Genomic DNA, 15,859 nt, shown 5'->3' on the forward strand with positions numbered 1-15,859 from the left:
CGCCTGGCTGGAGCCTCTCCCCGCGGTGCCGCCGGATCAGCCCTTCGGGTCGGTGAGGTAGGCGTCGACGACCCGCATCGCCTGCTCCGTCTCGCCCCTGCGGTAGAGCCAGTGCCCCACGACGTCCATCGTGAACAGGGATGCCTTCGGGAAGGAGCGCGCCATGCGCCGCGCGCCCGGCAGAGGGGTCGCCAGATCATGGGTGGCGTTGACCACGAGAACGGGCGGAAGGTCACCCTTCGCACGGGCGGGCCGGGCCTTCGGCGGCATGGTCCAGCCCTGGCAGCCGAGAACGATGTCCAGCGCCTGGGCGTTGTAGCGGACGTGCGGGGCGGCTTTCGCGACCCTCTCGCGGATGGCCCGGTACTCGGCGTAGTCGCGGATCCGGAAGTCGTTGTCCCGGCACAGCACGAGCCGTGAGGCGACATCGATGCCGACCGGGGACCAGCGGACCTCGCCCTTTCCCGTGTACAGGGCGGCAAGTTGCCGCGCCGCCTCCGTGGGGCTTCCCTTGCCGAGTGCGAAGGTCAGGAAGTCGGCCAGCATGTCGGCGTCGACCTCTGTCCGCGTCGGGCCGGTCGGACCGGGCTCGCGGAGCGTGCCCGCGTCGGCACGGGCGAACAATGTGTCGGTGACGGCCGTCACGTCCTTGCCGTTGAGTGCGCAGGCCGTGTCCTTCTCGCACCATGCCGCGAGCCGTTTCAGGGTGTTGTCGATGGTGACGCTGCCGTCGGTGAGGTACCGCTCGGCGTCCGGCCGGTCCGGGTCCATGGCGCTGTCGAGGGCCAGTGCGCGGAGCCTGCCGGGGAACAGCCGGGCGTAGCGCTCACCGAGGAACGTGCCGTAGGAGTGGCCGAGGAAACTGATCCGGCGTTCGCCGAGGGCGGCACGGATCGCGTCCATGTCGCGGGCCACGCTTTCGCCGTCCATATGGGCCGCGAGCGGTCCCGTCCGTCGCAGACAACTGTCCGCCAGCCGGCCGTTCAGTGTGCGCAGCCGCTCGAACTCGGCGACGGTGCCGGGGCGGGCCGATGCCCCGTCGGTGATCGTCTCGTCGCATGCGGCGCTCCGGCTGCGGCCGATGCCGCGCGGGTCGAAGCCGATCATGTCGAAGCGCTGGAGCATGGCCGGGGAGTAGCCCCCGACGGGATCGTCCGCGTACAGCGCGTCGTCGGCCCCGGGGGCGCCGGGGCCGCCCGGATTCGACATCAGGACACCGATCCGCCGTGCGGGGTCGGTGGCCCGGTACCGCGCGACGAAGATGCCGGTCCTCGGGCCGTTCGGGTGGGCCCAGTCGAGCGGCACCTCGACCGTCGCGCACTGTGCCCTCGGACTGGGATCGGGGTAGGGCGGCTCGGCCGGGGGACAGGCTCCCCAACGGATCGGCGGCACGGGGGCGGCGGTGCCGGACTGCTCCCGGGCAACCGCCGAGGCGGGGGCGGCCAGGACGGCCACCGAGGCGGACAGGGCCAGAACCACGGAGGCGACCCGCCGCCCCACGTTCGGGTTCAGTTTCGGGTTCGGGTTCGCACGCATGATCGTGTTCATGCGCGCCACTGTCACGACCCCGTATGACGGCGCCTCCATGGAGACATGGTGAGAACGTAACAAGGCGTTCCCGTCGGCGAATCACGCCCGTCCCGCACACGCCCCCGCAGGAGGCGACGCGGGGAATCGCCCGACTCCCCCTCCCCCGAACGGCACCAAATCACCATCACCGAATCACCATTACGGATTATTGATATAATTCACCATATATGATATGATGTCAGTTTTCATGCATACGATGCCTTGGTGATGTCAAAGAACTGGAACAGCACCGCTCTGATGGCCGCTGCCGCCCGTGCCGCCCACCTCGTAGTCGACCGACCGCCGCTGATACTCGCCGACACACTCGCCGAAGCACTGCTGGGAGACCGGGCCGAAGAACTCCTCGGCCACCACCGCCTCCACGGGGACCAGCCGGTGCTCTCCGCCGCCCGGGCCCAGACCGTCTGCCGCAGCAGATATGCCGAGGACCGCGTCATGCGGGCCCTTCGTTCGGGCACACGCCAGTGCGTCGTGCTCGGCGCGGGTCTCGACACCTTCGCCCATCGCTCCGACCTCGCCGAGGACGTCCGGGTCTTCGAGGTCGACCGTCCCGACGTCCAGCGGACGAAGCGGGAACGGCTGACCGCTGTCGGTGCGCCGGGCTCCGACCGCGTGGTCTACGTCCCGCTCGACCTGGAGCGGGACTCCCTGGGCGCGGGGCTGCGCGCCCACGGATTCGACGACGGCGAACCGGCGGTGGTCATGTGGCTGGGCGTCAGCATGTACCTCGGCGCCGACGCCGTCGCCCGGATCCTGGCGGCGGTGGGCGGGTTCGCCGCCGGCACGGAGCTCGTCATGGACTACCTCCTTCCCGAGGGGCTGCGCGACGCCGCCGCGCAGCAGTACGTCGACGCCGTCGCGCTCTTCGCCTCCGGGCAGGGCGAGCCGTGGAAGACGTTCTTCACCCCGGACGGCCTCGCCGCTCTGTTGTCCGACTGCGGCTTCGCTCTCGTGGAGGGCGTCCGTCAGCGCGAAATGCTCGATGCCGCCCTGTGGGACCGCCGGGACACGCTCGTACCGTTCGACCTGTCGCGGATCGCCCACGCGCGGGCGCACGGACGGTGACGACCGGTCCCGGTCCCGGTGCCGCTCCGTACGGACCCGGGTCCGGTACGACGCGGAGGCCCTCGTCGTCCGCGTACGGGGGCGGGCCGGTACGGGCGGGCGAACGCCCGGCCCGGCGCGCCTACCGGAGTTCCTGGATGCGGACCATGTTGCCCGCGGGATCGCGCAGGGCGCAGTCGCGCATGCCGTACGGCTGCTCGGTCGGTTCCTGGACGACCTCGGCATGGCGGGCCCGGACCGTCTCGAAGGTGTCGTCGAGGTCCCGGGTGGCGAGCAGAATCCAGCCGTAGGTTCCCTTGGCCATCATCTCGGTGATGGTGCGCCGCTCGTCCTCGGTGACGCCGGGGTCGGTGACCGGCGGCGCCAGGAGGATGGACGTGCCGGGCTGGCCCACGGGGCCGACCGTGATCCAGCGCATCCTGCCCTGACCGACGTCGCCGCGGACCTCGAAGCCGAGGACATCGCGGTAGAAGGCCAGGGACGCGTCCGGATCGTCGTGCGGGAGAACGCTTGTGTGGATGGTGAGGTCCATGGCGATCATGCTAAGGGCTGCTCCGTCGTCCGTGGTGGATCGGCGTGCGGCGCCGGGGCCCATCGCGCCGGACGTGCGTGGGCCCCGGTGTCGACCGCCGTTCCGTGCTGCGTCCTCCTCCGTAGCCGTGACCTCCTCCGGGTGGCCCGTGGGCCCACCCGGAGGTTCCCGCGCCCCGCACCACGACTGCGTATGTCCTACGGTGGCTCACCGGGAGGTTTGCGTGCACGACGGAACAGTCGGACTGGCCGCGGGACTGTGGGAGTTCGGGAGCGCACAGGGAGGACGGCAGTTCACCGAACTGACCATCGCGCTCGTGCTCTCCACCGCCATCGGCCTCGAACGAACGGTCCAGCAGAAGAGCGCGGGGCTGCGCACCCACACCCTGGTCGGTGTGGGCAGTGCCCTGTTCATGGAGGTGTCGCAGCACGGCTTCGGCGCGATGCTCGGCATGGAGGGCGTCGCGTTCGACCCGTCGCGGGTCGCCGCCCAGATCGTCTCAGGTATCGGCTTCATCGGCGGGGGTCTCATCTTCGTCCGCCGGAACTCGGTGCGCGGGCTGACCACGGCTGCCACCGTCTGGCTCACCTGTGCCATCGGCATGGCCTGCGGCGGGGGCCTGCCCCTGCTCGCACTGGGCGCGACCGTCATCCACTTCCTCGTCGTCCGGGGCTATCCGGTCATCACGGACCGGCTGTCGATGACCTATCCCGAGAGCAGCGGCGTCCTCCTGCTCACCTACCGGTCCGGCAGCGGGCTGCTGCCCCGCATTCTGGAGGAGACGACATCGCTCGGACTGCGGGTGGTCGCCGTGACCGTGGAGAACGGATCGTATCCGGAACCGGAACCGGAACCGGGCCGTGTGTCCACGGTACGAATGGAGTTGGTCGGGCGCACCGACCTGAGCCGTCTGGTGACCGTGCTCGGAGACCTCGACGGGGTCGTCAGGGTCGGCACGGTCGGCGGCGACGAGGAATGACGCCCGTCCGTGCCGTACGGGCGTACCTCGTCGCCCACGCACACGCGAACGACCGGCACCGTGTGCGAATTCGGTACAACGGGCGCCCCCGGTGCCGGAGTTCCGGCCTGAATGCCTTCCCCGACGCCGCGGACGGCCCCTGCCGTGGACGGCCCCGGCGGACGGGGGTGGCCCCCGGTCTCCCTCCGGCCGCGTGGTCAGCGGGCCGCTTCCTCCAGTCCGCCGAGCCCCTTCGGCAGCTCGCCGGTGTGCAGGACCCCGAGACGCTGGGTGGCACGGGTCAGCGCGACGTACAGATCGCTCATCCCGTACGCGGCAGGTTCCACGACCAGCACGGAGTCGAACTCCAGCCCCTTCGCCTGCCGCGCGTCCAGGAGCACCACGTCACGGGTGAGGTCGGGCGCGGGCCCGTGAGCGGCGTCCGGCAGCCGGGCGAGCAGCGAGGCGTGCAGCGCCCTCGGGGCGACGACCGCGAGCCGTCCCCCGTCCGCGGCAGCCGCGGCGGCCTCCCGTGCCACGGCGGCGGCGAGGCCGTCCTCGGTGACCCGCAGCGCCCAGGGGCGCGCCCCGGTCGACCGCACCGAGCCGGGCGGCACGAACGACGGGTCGTGCGCGCGCAGGAAATCGGCGGCGACCTCCATGATCTCGGTGGGCGTACGGTAGTTGACCCCCAGCCGCACATGCTCCCAGCGGTCGCCCACGTACGGTTCCAGAATGTGTTCCCAGGAGCCGAGCCCTGACGGTTCCGCGGTCTGCGCCGGGTCTCCGACGAGAGTCATGGAGCGCGTGGGAACGCGCCGCATCAGCAGCCGCCAGGCCATAGCCGAGAGCTCCTGCGCCTCGTCGACGACGATGTGGCCGAACGCCCAGGTGCGGTCGGCCGCCGCCCGCTCGGCCGCGCTGCGGTGGTCGGCCTCCTCGTGTCGTTCGGCCATCCGCTCGGCGTCGATGATGTCGTGCGCCGCGAGGGTCTCGGACTCCTCGTCCTCGAACTCGTACGTCTCCGAACCCGCGGACAGCTCCAGCACGCCCTGCGCGTAGGCGATCCGCTCCTGGCGCTCGGCCTCGGCCTCGGCCCGGGCGGCGCTGTCGTCCTCGCCCAGCAGTTCGGCGGCCTCGTCGAGGAGCGGTACGTCGGCCGGGGTCCACGGCCCGCCCCGCCGCCGGATCGCCTCGGCCGACCCGTCGTCGAGGTGGATCGGCTCGGCGAGGAAGTCCGCGACGAACTCCTGCGGAGTGAGCTGCGGCCACAGCTCGTCCACGGCGGCGTGGACCTCCCGGCTCGTCGCGATCTCCTTGCCCATCTGGGCGAGGTCGTCGGGTCCCAGCAGATTGGGCCCGCCGAACGGGTCGGCACCGATCCGTTCGGCGAGTTGCGCGGTGAGCGCGTCGATGACGTGGAACGCGAAGACGGGCCTTGCCAGGTTGTGGGGCAGCCCGCTCTCGCGCGCCCGATGGCGCGCGTCCTCGGCCATGGCCCGGTCCAGCCGGAGTGTCCCGTACCCGTCGTGATCGATCTCGGTCGCCCGCTCGGGCACGGTCTGCCGGTCCCGCAGCGCCTTCGCCAGCACGCCGGCCATCGCGGCGCGGCCCTTGACCTCGGCGGCGGCCGGACTGTCGGTGCCGGTGGCGTGCACCCCGGGGAAGAGTTCGCCGATGGTGGCCAGCAGTACCCCGGTCTCGCCCAACGCCGGCAGCACGTCGCCGATGTAGCTGAGGAAGGCCGGATTCGGGCCGACGATCAGCACGGCGCGGCGGGCCAGGAGTTCCCGGTGCTCGTACAGCAGATATGCCGCCCGGTGCAGCGCGACGACGGTCTTCCCGGTGCCGGGGCCGCCCTCGACGACCAGGACTCCCCGGTGGGGCGCCCGGATGATGCGGTCCTGCTCGGCCTGGATGGTGCGGACGATGTCGTGCATCCGCCCCGTGCGGGACGCGTCGAGCGCGGCCAGCAGCACCTCGTCGGCGTCCGCGCCCTCGTGCCCGGTACGGGTCGGGTCCGCGAGGTCCATCAGCTCGTCGTGGAGCGCGGTGACGGTGCGCCCCCGCGTGGTGATGTGCCGCCTGCGCCGCAGGCCCATCGGCGTATGACCGGTGGCCAGGTAGAAGGGGCGCGCCACATCCGCTCGCCAATCAATGACCAGAGGGGTACGGGACTGGTCGTCCTGCCGAATTCCGATGCGCCCGATGTGATGGGTCGGGCCGTCCCTGAAGTCGAGGCGGCCGAAACAGAGACCGTTCTCCCCCGCGTGAATCGCGTGGAGCAGCCCGGACTGCTCCGCCACCAGCACATCCCGCTCGATCCTCGCCTGAAAACCGCTCCCGACCTGCGCAAGTGCCGCACGCCTCGACTCCTCGGCCTGCTTCCTGAGCTGATCGAGCCGGATGTAGAGACCGGTGATGAATTGCTGCTCCCGTCGCATTTCCTCGGTTGACAATTCCACTCCTGACGCGATATGGTTCTCATAGAGAGTTTCCCTTCACGCCTTCCTCGCAAAGGCATGAAGGATTAAATATACGCAGGATCGAGCCCCGGGTGTCAATTCACTCGGGGCTCGTTCTTGTTCTCGCCCGTTCTTGAGGAACACTCTTGAGGAATTGCGTTCCGTTCGGCCGCGGGCGGGGTCCGCGGGCGGCCGGCAACCGGAGCGGACTCCCCACGGTGACGGCCTGCCCGCCGGATGTCGCGGCAGGGACGCCCGTCCGGCGCCCGACCCGCGGGACCAGTCGGCTCCCTACATCTCGGTACGGTGCACCAGGCCGTTCAGGATGAGGGCGAGACCCGCCTCGAACGCCGACTCGTGGTCGATGACCGGCAGGTCGGCCGGCGGATCCGCGCTGTCACCGGGGCCGGTGTCCGCCTGCTCTTCCAGGACGCTGCCCACCGTGAAGCGGCCGGCGGCCAGCATCGCCATCTGCGCATCCCGCTCAAGGACGCCGGAAGCCACGAGGAAATCCATCTTGCGGCGGATCCTGTCGAGGTCGCCGGTGGGGGCGCTGCCGGCGTGGAGCCGTGCGCCGTCCCGGCGCATCAGCAGGGTGCGCCTGAAGCTGCGCGTGTTGTCCGCGAACCAGTCGCGCCAATCGTCGCCGGGCGCCGGCAGGGGCGCGGTCGCATGGGGCTCCATCGCCGCCTCCGCCATGGCGGCCAGGAGGTCCTTCTTGGTGCGGAAGTACCAGTAGAGCGACGGCTGTTCCACGTTCAGTCGCTTCGCCAGCCGTCTCGTGCTGACGGCGTCCAGTCCGACCTCGTCGAGCAGGCCGAGCGCCTCGGCGATGACGGCCTCGCGGTTCATCTTGGTCACGTTGACAATCTATCGCTGATAGATGACTCTCGAAAGAAATCTTTCACTGATAGATTTTGGAGGGACGGGCATGACGAAGGGACCGGGCAAGAAGCCCCTGCGGGTTCTCGTCGCCGGTGGTGGGATCTCGGGGCAGGCCCTGGCCTTCTGGCTCACCCGGGGCGGCCACCGGGTGACCGTCGTCGAACGCTTCCCGGCACTGCGGGCCGCCGGGGCCCAGGTCGATCTGCGGGGGCAGGGCATCGAGGCCGTCAAGCGAATGGGGCTTCTCGACGCCGTCCGGGACAAGCTCGTGGACGAGGCGGGTGTCGCCTTCATCGACGCACGCGGCAGGGCCAAGGCGACGATCATGGCCAACACCTCCGGGAAGGGCAGGCAGACCCTCACGTCCGAGTACGAGATCATGCGCGGGGACCTGGTGCGCATCCTGCACGATGCGTCGAGGGACGACACCGAGTACGTCTTCGGCAAGAGCGTGGACGGCTTCGAGCAGGACACCGACAAGGTCGTCGCGCATTTCTCCGACGGGCCGTCCGGCGAATTCGACCTCCTGATCGGCGCGGACGGCCAGGGATCACGCATCCGGCGAGCGCTTCTCCCGGAGGGTCTCGACCCGTACCGGCGGATGGGCATCCACATGGCCTACTGGTTCGTTCCGCGCATCGCGTCCGACAGCGGCATCCGGGACACCTACATGGTCCCGGGCGGCCGTCAGATCATGCGCCGCAGCCACAACCCGGCCGAGACCCAGGTGTACTTCGTCATACGGGAAGAATCCGAGGAAGCCTCGGCGATCCACCGGGAACCCGTCGAGCGCCAGCAGGAGTTCTGGGCGAACAGGTTCCGCGACGCCGGATGGCAGACCGAACGCTTCATCGAGGGCATGAGGACCAGCCCGTTCTACTACTCCCAGGAGATCGTCCAGGTCCGCACCGACATCTGGTCCAAGGGCCGCGTGGTCCTGGCCGGTGACGCCGCGCACTGCGCCTCCCCCTACAGCGGCATGGGCGTCTCCGGCGGCCTGGTCGGCGCCCACGTCCTGGCCGGGGAAATCAACCGGCACCCGGACGACCTGCCGACCGCTCTGGCGAACTACGACCGCACGCTGCGTCCCTTCGTCAACGGGATCCAGGGCGAAGTCAACCCGCGCCTGCTGCGTCTGGGCATGCCGATGACCCGGCGCGCGATCGACACCTTCCAGGCCACCACCGCGCTGGCCTGCTTCCTGCACATCCCCGAACTCGCCGCGCGCCTCTCGAAGGAGGACCGCGGCGGCAACTGGAGACTCCCCGAGAACCCGGCACTGACCAACACCGCCTGAGAGCGGCTGCGCGGTTCGCACCGACGCCGGAGACGCCTCGCGCAGCACGGCGACGAGGGTGTCGTGCTCCGCGTCGGCGTCGGTGGAGGCGTCGCGGGCGGATCGTTCGGCGGCGGTGGCCGTGGCCACCTGGAGCAGTGATCAGTGCCGCGTGTGCGCCCGTCGGACGGCCTGTCACCTGCTGAGGAACTCCGCGCACCGGTAGGGACCCAGCACAGCGCTCCCGGACGGCCGCAGGGTGACCTCGACGTCGTCGGACCGGACCTTCGGTTCGAGCACGGACTGGGCGCGCGCCAGGGTGCACACCACTTGCCCCGTGCCCTGGTCGTGTTCCGCCTCCGTGTAGGGGCCGTCGATGTGTACCGTCACATGAGTGCCCGTTCCGGTTGCCGAGTAGCCGCCGAGGTGGACGAGAGAGGTGAGCCCGCCGTTCTGCTCGGGGGGCGGAGGATCCTGGCCCAGCAGCTTCAGCACCCCGTTGAGGTCCTCGACCTTCCTGTCGAGCACCGGCACCCCCCGCAGCCCGTCGGCGGACGCGTAGTACAGCCGCATCCCGCGCGTCGGCCCGGACGCCGGCTCGCCCGCGCCGATCACCCCGGTCGACGGAACTCCGCAGCCCGTGAGCGCGATCCCCAGCGCGGTCCCCAGCACGACGGCCGTGCCCACCGATCGGCCCCTCATCCCGTCACCTCCTCCACGCGCCGCAGGGGCAGGCGCAGCGTGAACACCGCGCCGTGACGCGCCCCCTCGGCCGCACTTGGTATATCCGCCACATCTGTCGCATCTTTCGCATTCATCACATCCGTCACGTCTGCCACGTCCGCCACGTCTGCCACGTCCGCCACGTCCGCCACGTCCGCCACGTCGATCGTGCCGCCGTGCAGCCGTGCGTTCTCCAGCGCGATCGCCATGCCGAGGCCGCTGCCCTGTCCGCTGTCGTCGACCGCGCCGCGCGTGCGGGCCGCGTCCGCCTTGTAGAAGCGGTCGAAGACCCGTTCCCGGGCACCCGGTGGCAGCCCGGGGCCGTGGTCGGCGACCTCCAGCGTCGCCCATTCCCCCTCCGCCGCGAGCGTCACGGTGACCGGCGGGGCCCCGTGCCGCAGCGCGTTGCCCACCAGATTCGCGACGATCACATCGATGCGGCGCCGGTCGACCACCGCCCGCAGTCCCTCCTGGAGGCGGGTGTCCACCCGGCCCGTCCAGCCGCGCAGCGCCAGCGATGCCCGTACGGTTCCGGCGAGATCGGTCTCGGCCGCGTTCAGCCGTACCGCCCTGGCGTCGAACCGGGAGATCTCCATCAGGTCATCGACCAGCCGGGACAGCCGTGCCGTCTCCGCTCCGACGGTACGGGCGGCGCGCGCGGCGTCCGGCGGAAGCTGGTCGGCGTCCTCCTCCAGGACGGTAGCCACCATCGTCATCGCCGCGAGCGGGGTGCGCAGTTCGTGCGACACGTCCGCCACGAAGCGGCGCGCCTTCGCCTCCTGCTCGCGCAGTTCCGCGTCGGACGCCTGGAGCGCGTCGGCGGTCTCGTTGAACGTCCTTGCCAGATCGGCGAGTTCATCGCGTCCGGTGACGGCGACCCGGCTGCCGAGATCTCCCGTCGCGAGCTCTCGGGTGGCCCTGCCCAGCTTCCGTACCGGACGCAGGACCGTCCCCGCGGCCAGCAGGGCCAGGACGGCGGCCAGCACCACCACCGGCGTGATGCCCGCCCGTACGGAGTCGACAAGGGCTTCGGTGTCGTCGCGCTCGGCCCGCAGATCGGTGATCGCGTAGACCTCCAGGCCGGAGGTGCGGCGGTCCCCGTCGGCGTATGTCACGGGCATGCCGACGACCAGGTAGGGCTCGCCTCGCCACGTCACCCGCTGGAACCGTGCCTCGTCCCCGGTCATGACGGCGGCGCGCAGCTCGACCGTGATCCGGTCCTCCGTGTCGGCGAACGAGTCGGAGACCGCGGCGAGGTTCTGGTAGCGGACGACCACGATGCGGGCGCCGAGGCCGTCCGAGACCCTCGCCGCGAACCGGGACAGCGACCGCTGGTCCGGTGGCAGGTCGAAGTCGGCGGCGACGGCGGTGGTCCGCTCCCTCAGATCGTTCACGGCGGCGTCCTGGGTGCGCCGCAGGACGGCGGTGCGGGCGTCCCGGTAGGCGAGGGCGGTCGCGGTCACCGCGCTGACGAGGGCGACCAGGACGAAGGTGATGACGAGCCGGGTGCGCAGCCCGCCGACGAGCCGTCGTGGACGTCTCCTCGCAGCGGCGGGAGCAACGGGAGCGGCGGGGGTGGCGGAAGCGGCACGGTGCTCGTCCTCGCCACCCCGCTCCGCACGGTTCACAGCGGTCCGAAGCGGTAGCCGAAGCCCCGCACCGTCTGTATGTACCGCGGTTTGGACGGCACGGCCTCGATCTTGGCCCGCAGTCGGCCGACCGCCGCGTCCACCAGCCGGGAATCACCCAGGAAGTTGTGGTCCCAGACGGATTCGAGGAGTTGGTCGCGGCTGAGGACCCGGCCCGGGGACGCCGACAGCTCCAGCAGCAGCCGCAGTTCGGTGGGCGGCAGCGGGACCAAAGTGCCGTCCCTGGTGACGGTGAGTCCGGCACGGTCGATCACCAGACCGGCGAGATCGGCGTCCGGTCCCTGTCGTGCCGACGGTTCCGCACGCCGCAGCGCCGCCCGGATGCGGGCCTTCAGGACGGGCGCGGTGACGGGCTTGACGACGTAGTCGTCGGCGCCCGCCTCCAGACCGGTCACGATGTCCGAGTCGTCGCCGCGCGCGGTCAGCATGATGACCGGCAGGGTCGCCGAGCGGGCGCGGATGCGGCGGCACACCTCGAAGCCGTCCATGCCCGGCAGCATCAGGTCCACCACGGCGAGTTCGATCCGCGCGCCGTGATCCCCGGCGAGCAGGGCGAGCGCCTGCTCGCCGGTGGCGGCGGTGTCCACGCCGTACCCGTGCCGACGCAGCACGAGCTCCATTCCGTCCCGTACGGACACGTCGTCCTCGATGAGCAGCACATGCGGCATGGGGCCGATTATGTGCACGCCGCGACCGGTTCCGCCTAGTCCGAACGGGAACGGAACCGCAGGTCGGAGGCATTGTTACGTTCTCATCATGTGGCCATGGACGGGCCATCACGTGGGGCGGCGAACGTGAGGCGCATGAACCTCCCCAGGACAACCGTTCCCCGTTCCGCCGCCGCCCGCATGCGCGTGGCCGCCCTCGTGACCGTGCCCGTGCTCGCCCTCTGTGTCGCCTGCGGCGGCGGGGACGACGGCGTCGACGGGACGAAGAAGCCCGACGCGATCGCCGACGTACCGGACGCGTCGGCCGCCTCCGGCGCGGGTGCCGCGAAGGGCGGGAACGAGCCGAGCGGCGGCCCCGCGGGCAGGAGCGCGTTCTACGACACCCAGATGAAGTACGTCCAGTGCATGCGCGCCAAGGGCGGATACAAGGACTTCCCCGACCCCATGCTCAACGGGTACCTCGACTGGGACAAGGTCAACGAGATCGGCTCCCAGCCCGGCCGCAACGAAGGCATCAAGGGCGGCAGGAACGGTGTCTGTGTGGCCGAGTTGCAGGCCGCCCTGACGGCCGAGCCCAAGCGCGACCAGCAGAAGGACTACGAGTCGATGCTCGCTCACGCCAAGTGCATGCGGGACAACGGCGTCTCCCGGTTCACCAATCCGACCATGAGCGGTGGCAACGCCCAGCCGGGCGGCGACCCGAACCCGGCGTCCCCCGCCATCGACTCGAACTCGCCGACCTACAAGAAGGCCCGCCAGGCGTGCAAGTCGAAGCTGCTCGACGGTCTGGACGGCATGCAGTGAAGCGCGGCACCACGCTCCTCACGCTCGGCGCCGTGACCGTCGCCGCCGCCGTCACCGGGGGCGTCCTGCTCCTCGGCACCGGCGACGGCACGGGCGCCCCGGGCAGGTCCGGCAATCCTCCGCCCGCCACCGCGACCGTCGTGCGCACCGACCTGGTGCAGTCCAAGACGGTCGACGGCAAGCTCGACTTCGCGCGGCGTCGCGCGGTCAAGTCCGCCGTCGAGGGCACCGTCACGGTGGCCGCTCCCGAAGGGAAGACCCTCTCCAGGGGACAGGCCCTTTACGAACTGAACGACAAGCCCGTCACCCTCCTCTACGGGCCCGTCCCGATGTTCCGCGAGATGAAGGTGGGCGACCGGGGCAGTGACGTGCTCCAACTGGAACGCAATCTGCGGGACTTGGGCTACGGGGCGAATCTGTACGTCGACACGCGGTACGACCGGGACACCGAGGACGCCGTCAAGCGGTGGCAGAAGTCGCTGAACCGCGAGACCACCGGCAGGGTCGGCAGGGGCGACGTCGTCTTCCAGCCCGGCCCGGTCAAGGTGGTCTCCGCCGACGCGGCACTCGCCGACCAGGTGGGCCCGGACGCGCCCGTCCTGACGATCGCTTCCACCGAACCCGTCGTACGGGCGCAACTTGACCAGACCGACGGCGCGCTCACCTCGCGCGGAACCAAGGTCGAGGTCACCCTGCCGAGCGGAAAGACCGTGGCCGGCAAGGTCACCGGGACGGTGCGCCCCGAGGCGTCCGGCTCCGGGAGCGCCGGTCAGGAGGGCATCACCGTCGAGGTCGTCCTGGACGGCGGGGCGCGTGCCGCGTCCGGCGAGGACGCCACGGTGTCGGCGAGCGTGAAGTTCGTCAGCGAGGCACGCAAGGGGGTTCTCGCCGTCCCCGTCGAGGCGGTCGTCGCGCTGCGCGGCGAGAACGGCGGCTACGGCCTCCAGGTCGTCCGGGGCACCGACTCGACGATGGTGCGGGTGGAGACGGGCATGACCGCCGACGGGCTGATCGAGGTCAGCGGCCCGGACGTACGCGAGGGCCTGAAGGTCGGGGCGGCGAAGTCATGACAGGTGACGTCATGGCCTCGGCCCCGGTGATCGAGGTGCGGAATGCCACCAAGTCGTACCCCGGCGGCGTCCACGCCCTGCGCGGAGTGGACCTCGTCGTCGAAGAAGGAGAACTGGTCGCCGTGGTGGGCCCGTCCGGTTCCGGCAAGTCCACGATGCTCAACGTCATGGGCACCCTCGACAAGCCCACCGCGGGCACCGTCCGGGTCGCCGGGTACGACGTGTCCGCACTCTCCGACTCCCGGCTCTCCGCGCTGCGCGCCCGCCACATCGGCTTCGTCTTCCAGCACTTCCACCTGGCGGCGGGGCGCGACGCGGTGGACAACGTCGCCGACGGGCTGCTGTACGCGGGAGTACCGCTGAAGCGGCGCCGCGCCAGTGCGCGGGAGGCACTGGCCAAGGTGCGGCTCGACCACCGCCGCTCGCACAGGCCGAACGAGCTGTCCGGCGGCGAGAAGCAGCGCGTGGCCATCGCCCGCGCCCTGGTGGGAAATCCCCGGCTGTTGCTGGCGGACGAGCCGACCGGGGCGCTGGACACGGCGTCCGGCGAGATCGTCATGGAGCTGCTGCACGAGCTGAACGCGTCCGGCACCACGATCTGCGTGATCACCCATGACAACGGGATCGCGGACGCGCTGCCGCGCCGGGTCCGGTTCAGGGACGGCGAGATCGTCTCGGACTCACGGCTCGCGGAGTCCGCGCCGCGCGGAACAACGGGACCCGCACCGCACGGAGAAACAGGAACCGCACCGCGCGGAGAAGCCGAGGGGGCCGGCGCGTGAAGAACGACCTCCGTCCGTCCCGGCTCTCCCCCGCCGACATCCTGCGCGTCGGCGCGGTCGGCCTTCGCGCACGCCGTGCGCGCGTGGTGCTCTCGGCACTCGGCATCGCCATCGGGATCGCGACCATGGTCGCGGTCGTCGGGCTGTCCGAGTCGAGTCGCGCGGACCTGATGGCCCGCCTGGACCGCCTCGGCACCAACCTCCTCACCGCCGAGGCGGGCAAGGACCCCTCCGGGCAGAGGGTCACGCTCCCCAAGAACGCGGTCGCGATGGTCGAACGCGTCGGCCCGGTGCTGCACGCCACGGCCACCGCCGATGTCGATGCCCGGATCCGTCGCAGCGACGTGGTTCCCGAGGAGCGCACCGCCGGCGTCACCGCGCAGGCGGTCCGTCTCGACCTGCTGTCCGCGCTCGGCGGCGAGGTCGGCCGGGGCGGCTGGCTGGACCGGGCCGGGGAACGCCTCCCGACGACGGTCCTCGGTGCGGTGGCGGCGGAGCGCCTCGGCATCACCGGCACCGGCGAGACGATCATGATGAACGACACCCGTGTGGTCGTCGTCGGGATCCTCGAACCGATCGAACTGGTCCCCACCCTGGACCGGGTGGCGATGGTCGGATTCCCCGCCGCCGAACGCTACTTCGGCTTCGACGGCCATCCCACCACCGTCTTCGAGCGCTCCACGGACGCCTCGGTGGAGGACGTGCGGGCGGTCCTGGCCCGCACCATAAGCCCCGGCGACGAGGCGGGCGTCAAGGTCTCCCGGCCCTCGGACGCACTGGCCGCCAAGGCCGCGACCGACGAGGGCCTGACGACCCTGATGCTCGGCCTGGGCGCGGTGGCTCTCCTGGTGGGCGGTGTGGGCGTGGCGAACACCATGGTCATCTCCGTCCTGGAGCGCCGTCAGGAGATCGGGCTGCGCCGCTCGCTCGGCGCGACCCGCAACGCGATCCGGCTCCAGTTCCTGACGGAGTCGCTGCTGCTGTCGGCGCTGGGCGGGGTGACGGGCGCGGTCCTGGGTGCGGCGGCGACCCACGGCTTCGCGCGGGTGCAGGGGTGGACCGCGGTGGTCCCGCCCTGGTCACTGGCCGGTGGTCTGGCGGCCACCTTGCTGATCGGCGTGGTCGCGGGCCTGTATCCGGCGATCCGCGCCTCCCGGCTCCATCCGACGGTGGCGCTGAACGCGACGTGAGGCGTGAGGCGTGAGGCGTGAGGCGTGAGGCGTGAGGCGTGAGGCGACAGCGAACGGAGGGGCGAGTGGGACGGCCGCAGGACGGGGGCGAGTGGGACGGCGTACGAAAGAACGGGTGAGACGGCGATGGTGTGCAAGGCGGCCCTCACGAGCCGGGGAGCAGGAGGGGGACGGGCTCGCGACGCCCTGCGACTCCGCCTCC

The 15,859-nt window shown here is 71.1% G+C and carries 14 protein-coding genes; 7 read left to right on the forward strand and 7 right to left on the reverse strand.

The window, feature by feature from the left end:
- Positions 1 to 36: 36 nt before the first annotated feature.
- Positions 37 to 1,548 carry an alpha/beta fold hydrolase gene (locus ACF1CT_RS07775; protein ID WP_391782870.1) on the reverse strand — a complete coding sequence of 504 codons (1,512 nt, stop codon included), beginning with the start codon at positions 1,546 to 1,548 and terminating at the stop codon, positions 37 to 39.
- Positions 1,549 to 1,797: 249 nt separating this feature from the next.
- Here ACF1CT_RS07775 and ACF1CT_RS07780 point away from each other — a divergent pair, with 249 nt between their 5' ends.
- Complete coding sequence (locus ACF1CT_RS07780; protein WP_391782871.1) at positions 1,798 to 2,655, forward strand: class I SAM-dependent methyltransferase; 858 nt, start codon at positions 1,798 to 1,800, stop codon at positions 2,653 to 2,655.
- Positions 2,656 to 2,776: 121 nt separating this feature from the next.
- Here ACF1CT_RS07780 and ACF1CT_RS07785 read toward each other — a convergent pair whose 3' ends face one another.
- Positions 2,777 to 3,187, reverse strand: coding sequence for a VOC family protein (locus tag ACF1CT_RS07785; RefSeq protein WP_391782872.1), 411 nt, complete (start codon positions 3,185 to 3,187; stop codon positions 2,777 to 2,779).
- A gap of 223 nt (positions 3,188 to 3,410) precedes the next feature.
- Between ACF1CT_RS07785 and ACF1CT_RS07790 the strand changes: the two genes are divergently transcribed.
- Complete coding sequence (locus ACF1CT_RS07790; protein ID WP_391782873.1) at positions 3,411 to 4,166, forward strand: MgtC/SapB family protein; 756 nt, start codon at positions 3,411 to 3,413, stop codon at positions 4,164 to 4,166.
- Between the two features lie 197 nt (positions 4,167 to 4,363).
- On the opposite strand, the gene ACF1CT_RS07795 is transcribed toward ACF1CT_RS07790, so the two are convergent.
- Together ACF1CT_RS07795 and ACF1CT_RS07800 are read right to left on the reverse strand one after the other, a co-directional pair.
- The gene (locus ACF1CT_RS07795) at positions 4,364 to 6,589 is read right to left on the reverse strand and encodes a HelD family protein (protein ID WP_391783063.1); all 2,226 of its coding nucleotides are present in this window, start codon (positions 6,587 to 6,589) and stop codon (positions 4,364 to 4,366) included.
- Positions 6,590 to 6,901: 312 nt separating this feature from the next.
- Positions 6,902 to 7,462 carry a TetR/AcrR family transcriptional regulator C-terminal domain-containing protein gene (locus ACF1CT_RS07800; RefSeq protein WP_391783064.1) on the reverse strand — a complete coding sequence of 187 codons (561 nt, stop codon included), beginning with the start codon at positions 7,460 to 7,462 and terminating at the stop codon, positions 6,902 to 6,904.
- 79 nt (positions 7,463 to 7,541) lie between these two features.
- Between ACF1CT_RS07800 and ACF1CT_RS07805 the strand changes: the two genes are divergently transcribed.
- The gene (locus ACF1CT_RS07805; RefSeq protein WP_391782874.1) at positions 7,542 to 8,792 is read left to right on the forward strand and encodes an FAD-dependent monooxygenase; all 1,251 of its coding nucleotides are present in this window, start codon (positions 7,542 to 7,544) and stop codon (positions 8,790 to 8,792) included.
- 174 nt (positions 8,793 to 8,966) lie between these two features.
- Here ACF1CT_RS07805 and ACF1CT_RS07810 read toward each other — a convergent pair whose 3' ends face one another.
- From ACF1CT_RS07810 to ACF1CT_RS07820, 3 genes are all read right to left on the reverse strand, one after another.
- Entirely contained in the window at positions 8,967 to 9,473 is a 507-nt protein-coding gene (locus ACF1CT_RS07810; protein ID WP_391782875.1) for a hypothetical protein, read from the reverse strand.
- The gene (locus ACF1CT_RS07815) at positions 9,470 to 11,008 is read right to left on the reverse strand and encodes an ATP-binding protein (protein WP_391783065.1); all 1,539 of its coding nucleotides are present in this window, start codon (positions 11,006 to 11,008) and stop codon (positions 9,470 to 9,472) included. The genes ACF1CT_RS07810 and ACF1CT_RS07815 overlap by 4 nt, the downstream gene beginning before the upstream one ends.
- Positions 11,009 to 11,118: 110 nt before the next feature.
- The gene (locus ACF1CT_RS07820; RefSeq protein WP_391782876.1) at positions 11,119 to 11,811 is read right to left on the reverse strand and encodes a response regulator transcription factor; all 693 of its coding nucleotides are present in this window, start codon (positions 11,809 to 11,811) and stop codon (positions 11,119 to 11,121) included.
- Positions 11,812 to 11,946: 135 nt separating this feature from the next.
- On the opposite strand from ACF1CT_RS07820, the gene ACF1CT_RS07825 reads away from it, so the two are divergent.
- From ACF1CT_RS07825 to ACF1CT_RS07840, 4 genes are read left to right on the forward strand one after another with little or no spacing between them, the layout of a single operon-like run.
- Positions 11,947 to 12,615 (forward strand): hypothetical protein, encoded by a 669-nt coding sequence (locus tag ACF1CT_RS07825; protein ID WP_391782877.1) that lies wholly within the window; start codon positions 11,947 to 11,949, stop codon positions 12,613 to 12,615.
- On the forward strand, positions 12,612 to 13,685 hold the full coding sequence (locus tag ACF1CT_RS07830; RefSeq protein WP_391782878.1) for a peptidoglycan-binding protein: 1,074 nt from the start codon (positions 12,612 to 12,614) through the stop codon (positions 13,683 to 13,685). The genes ACF1CT_RS07825 and ACF1CT_RS07830 overlap by 4 nt, the downstream gene beginning before the upstream one ends.
- Complete coding sequence (locus ACF1CT_RS07835) at positions 13,682 to 14,467, forward strand: ABC transporter ATP-binding protein (RefSeq protein ID WP_391782879.1); 786 nt, start codon at positions 13,682 to 13,684, stop codon at positions 14,465 to 14,467. Before ACF1CT_RS07830 ends, ACF1CT_RS07835 begins: the two co-directional genes overlap by 4 nt.
- Positions 14,464 to 15,657 carry an ABC transporter permease gene (locus tag ACF1CT_RS07840; RefSeq protein ID WP_391782880.1) on the forward strand — a complete coding sequence of 398 codons (1,194 nt, stop codon included), beginning with the start codon at positions 14,464 to 14,466 and terminating at the stop codon, positions 15,655 to 15,657. Before ACF1CT_RS07835 ends, ACF1CT_RS07840 begins: the two co-directional genes overlap by 4 nt.
- Positions 15,658 to 15,859: the final 202 nt, after the last annotated feature.

It is taken from the genome of Streptomyces sp. NPDC014734, from assembly GCF_043083325.1.
Classification (GTDB): domain Bacteria; phylum Actinomycetota; class Actinomycetes; order Streptomycetales; family Streptomycetaceae; genus Streptomyces.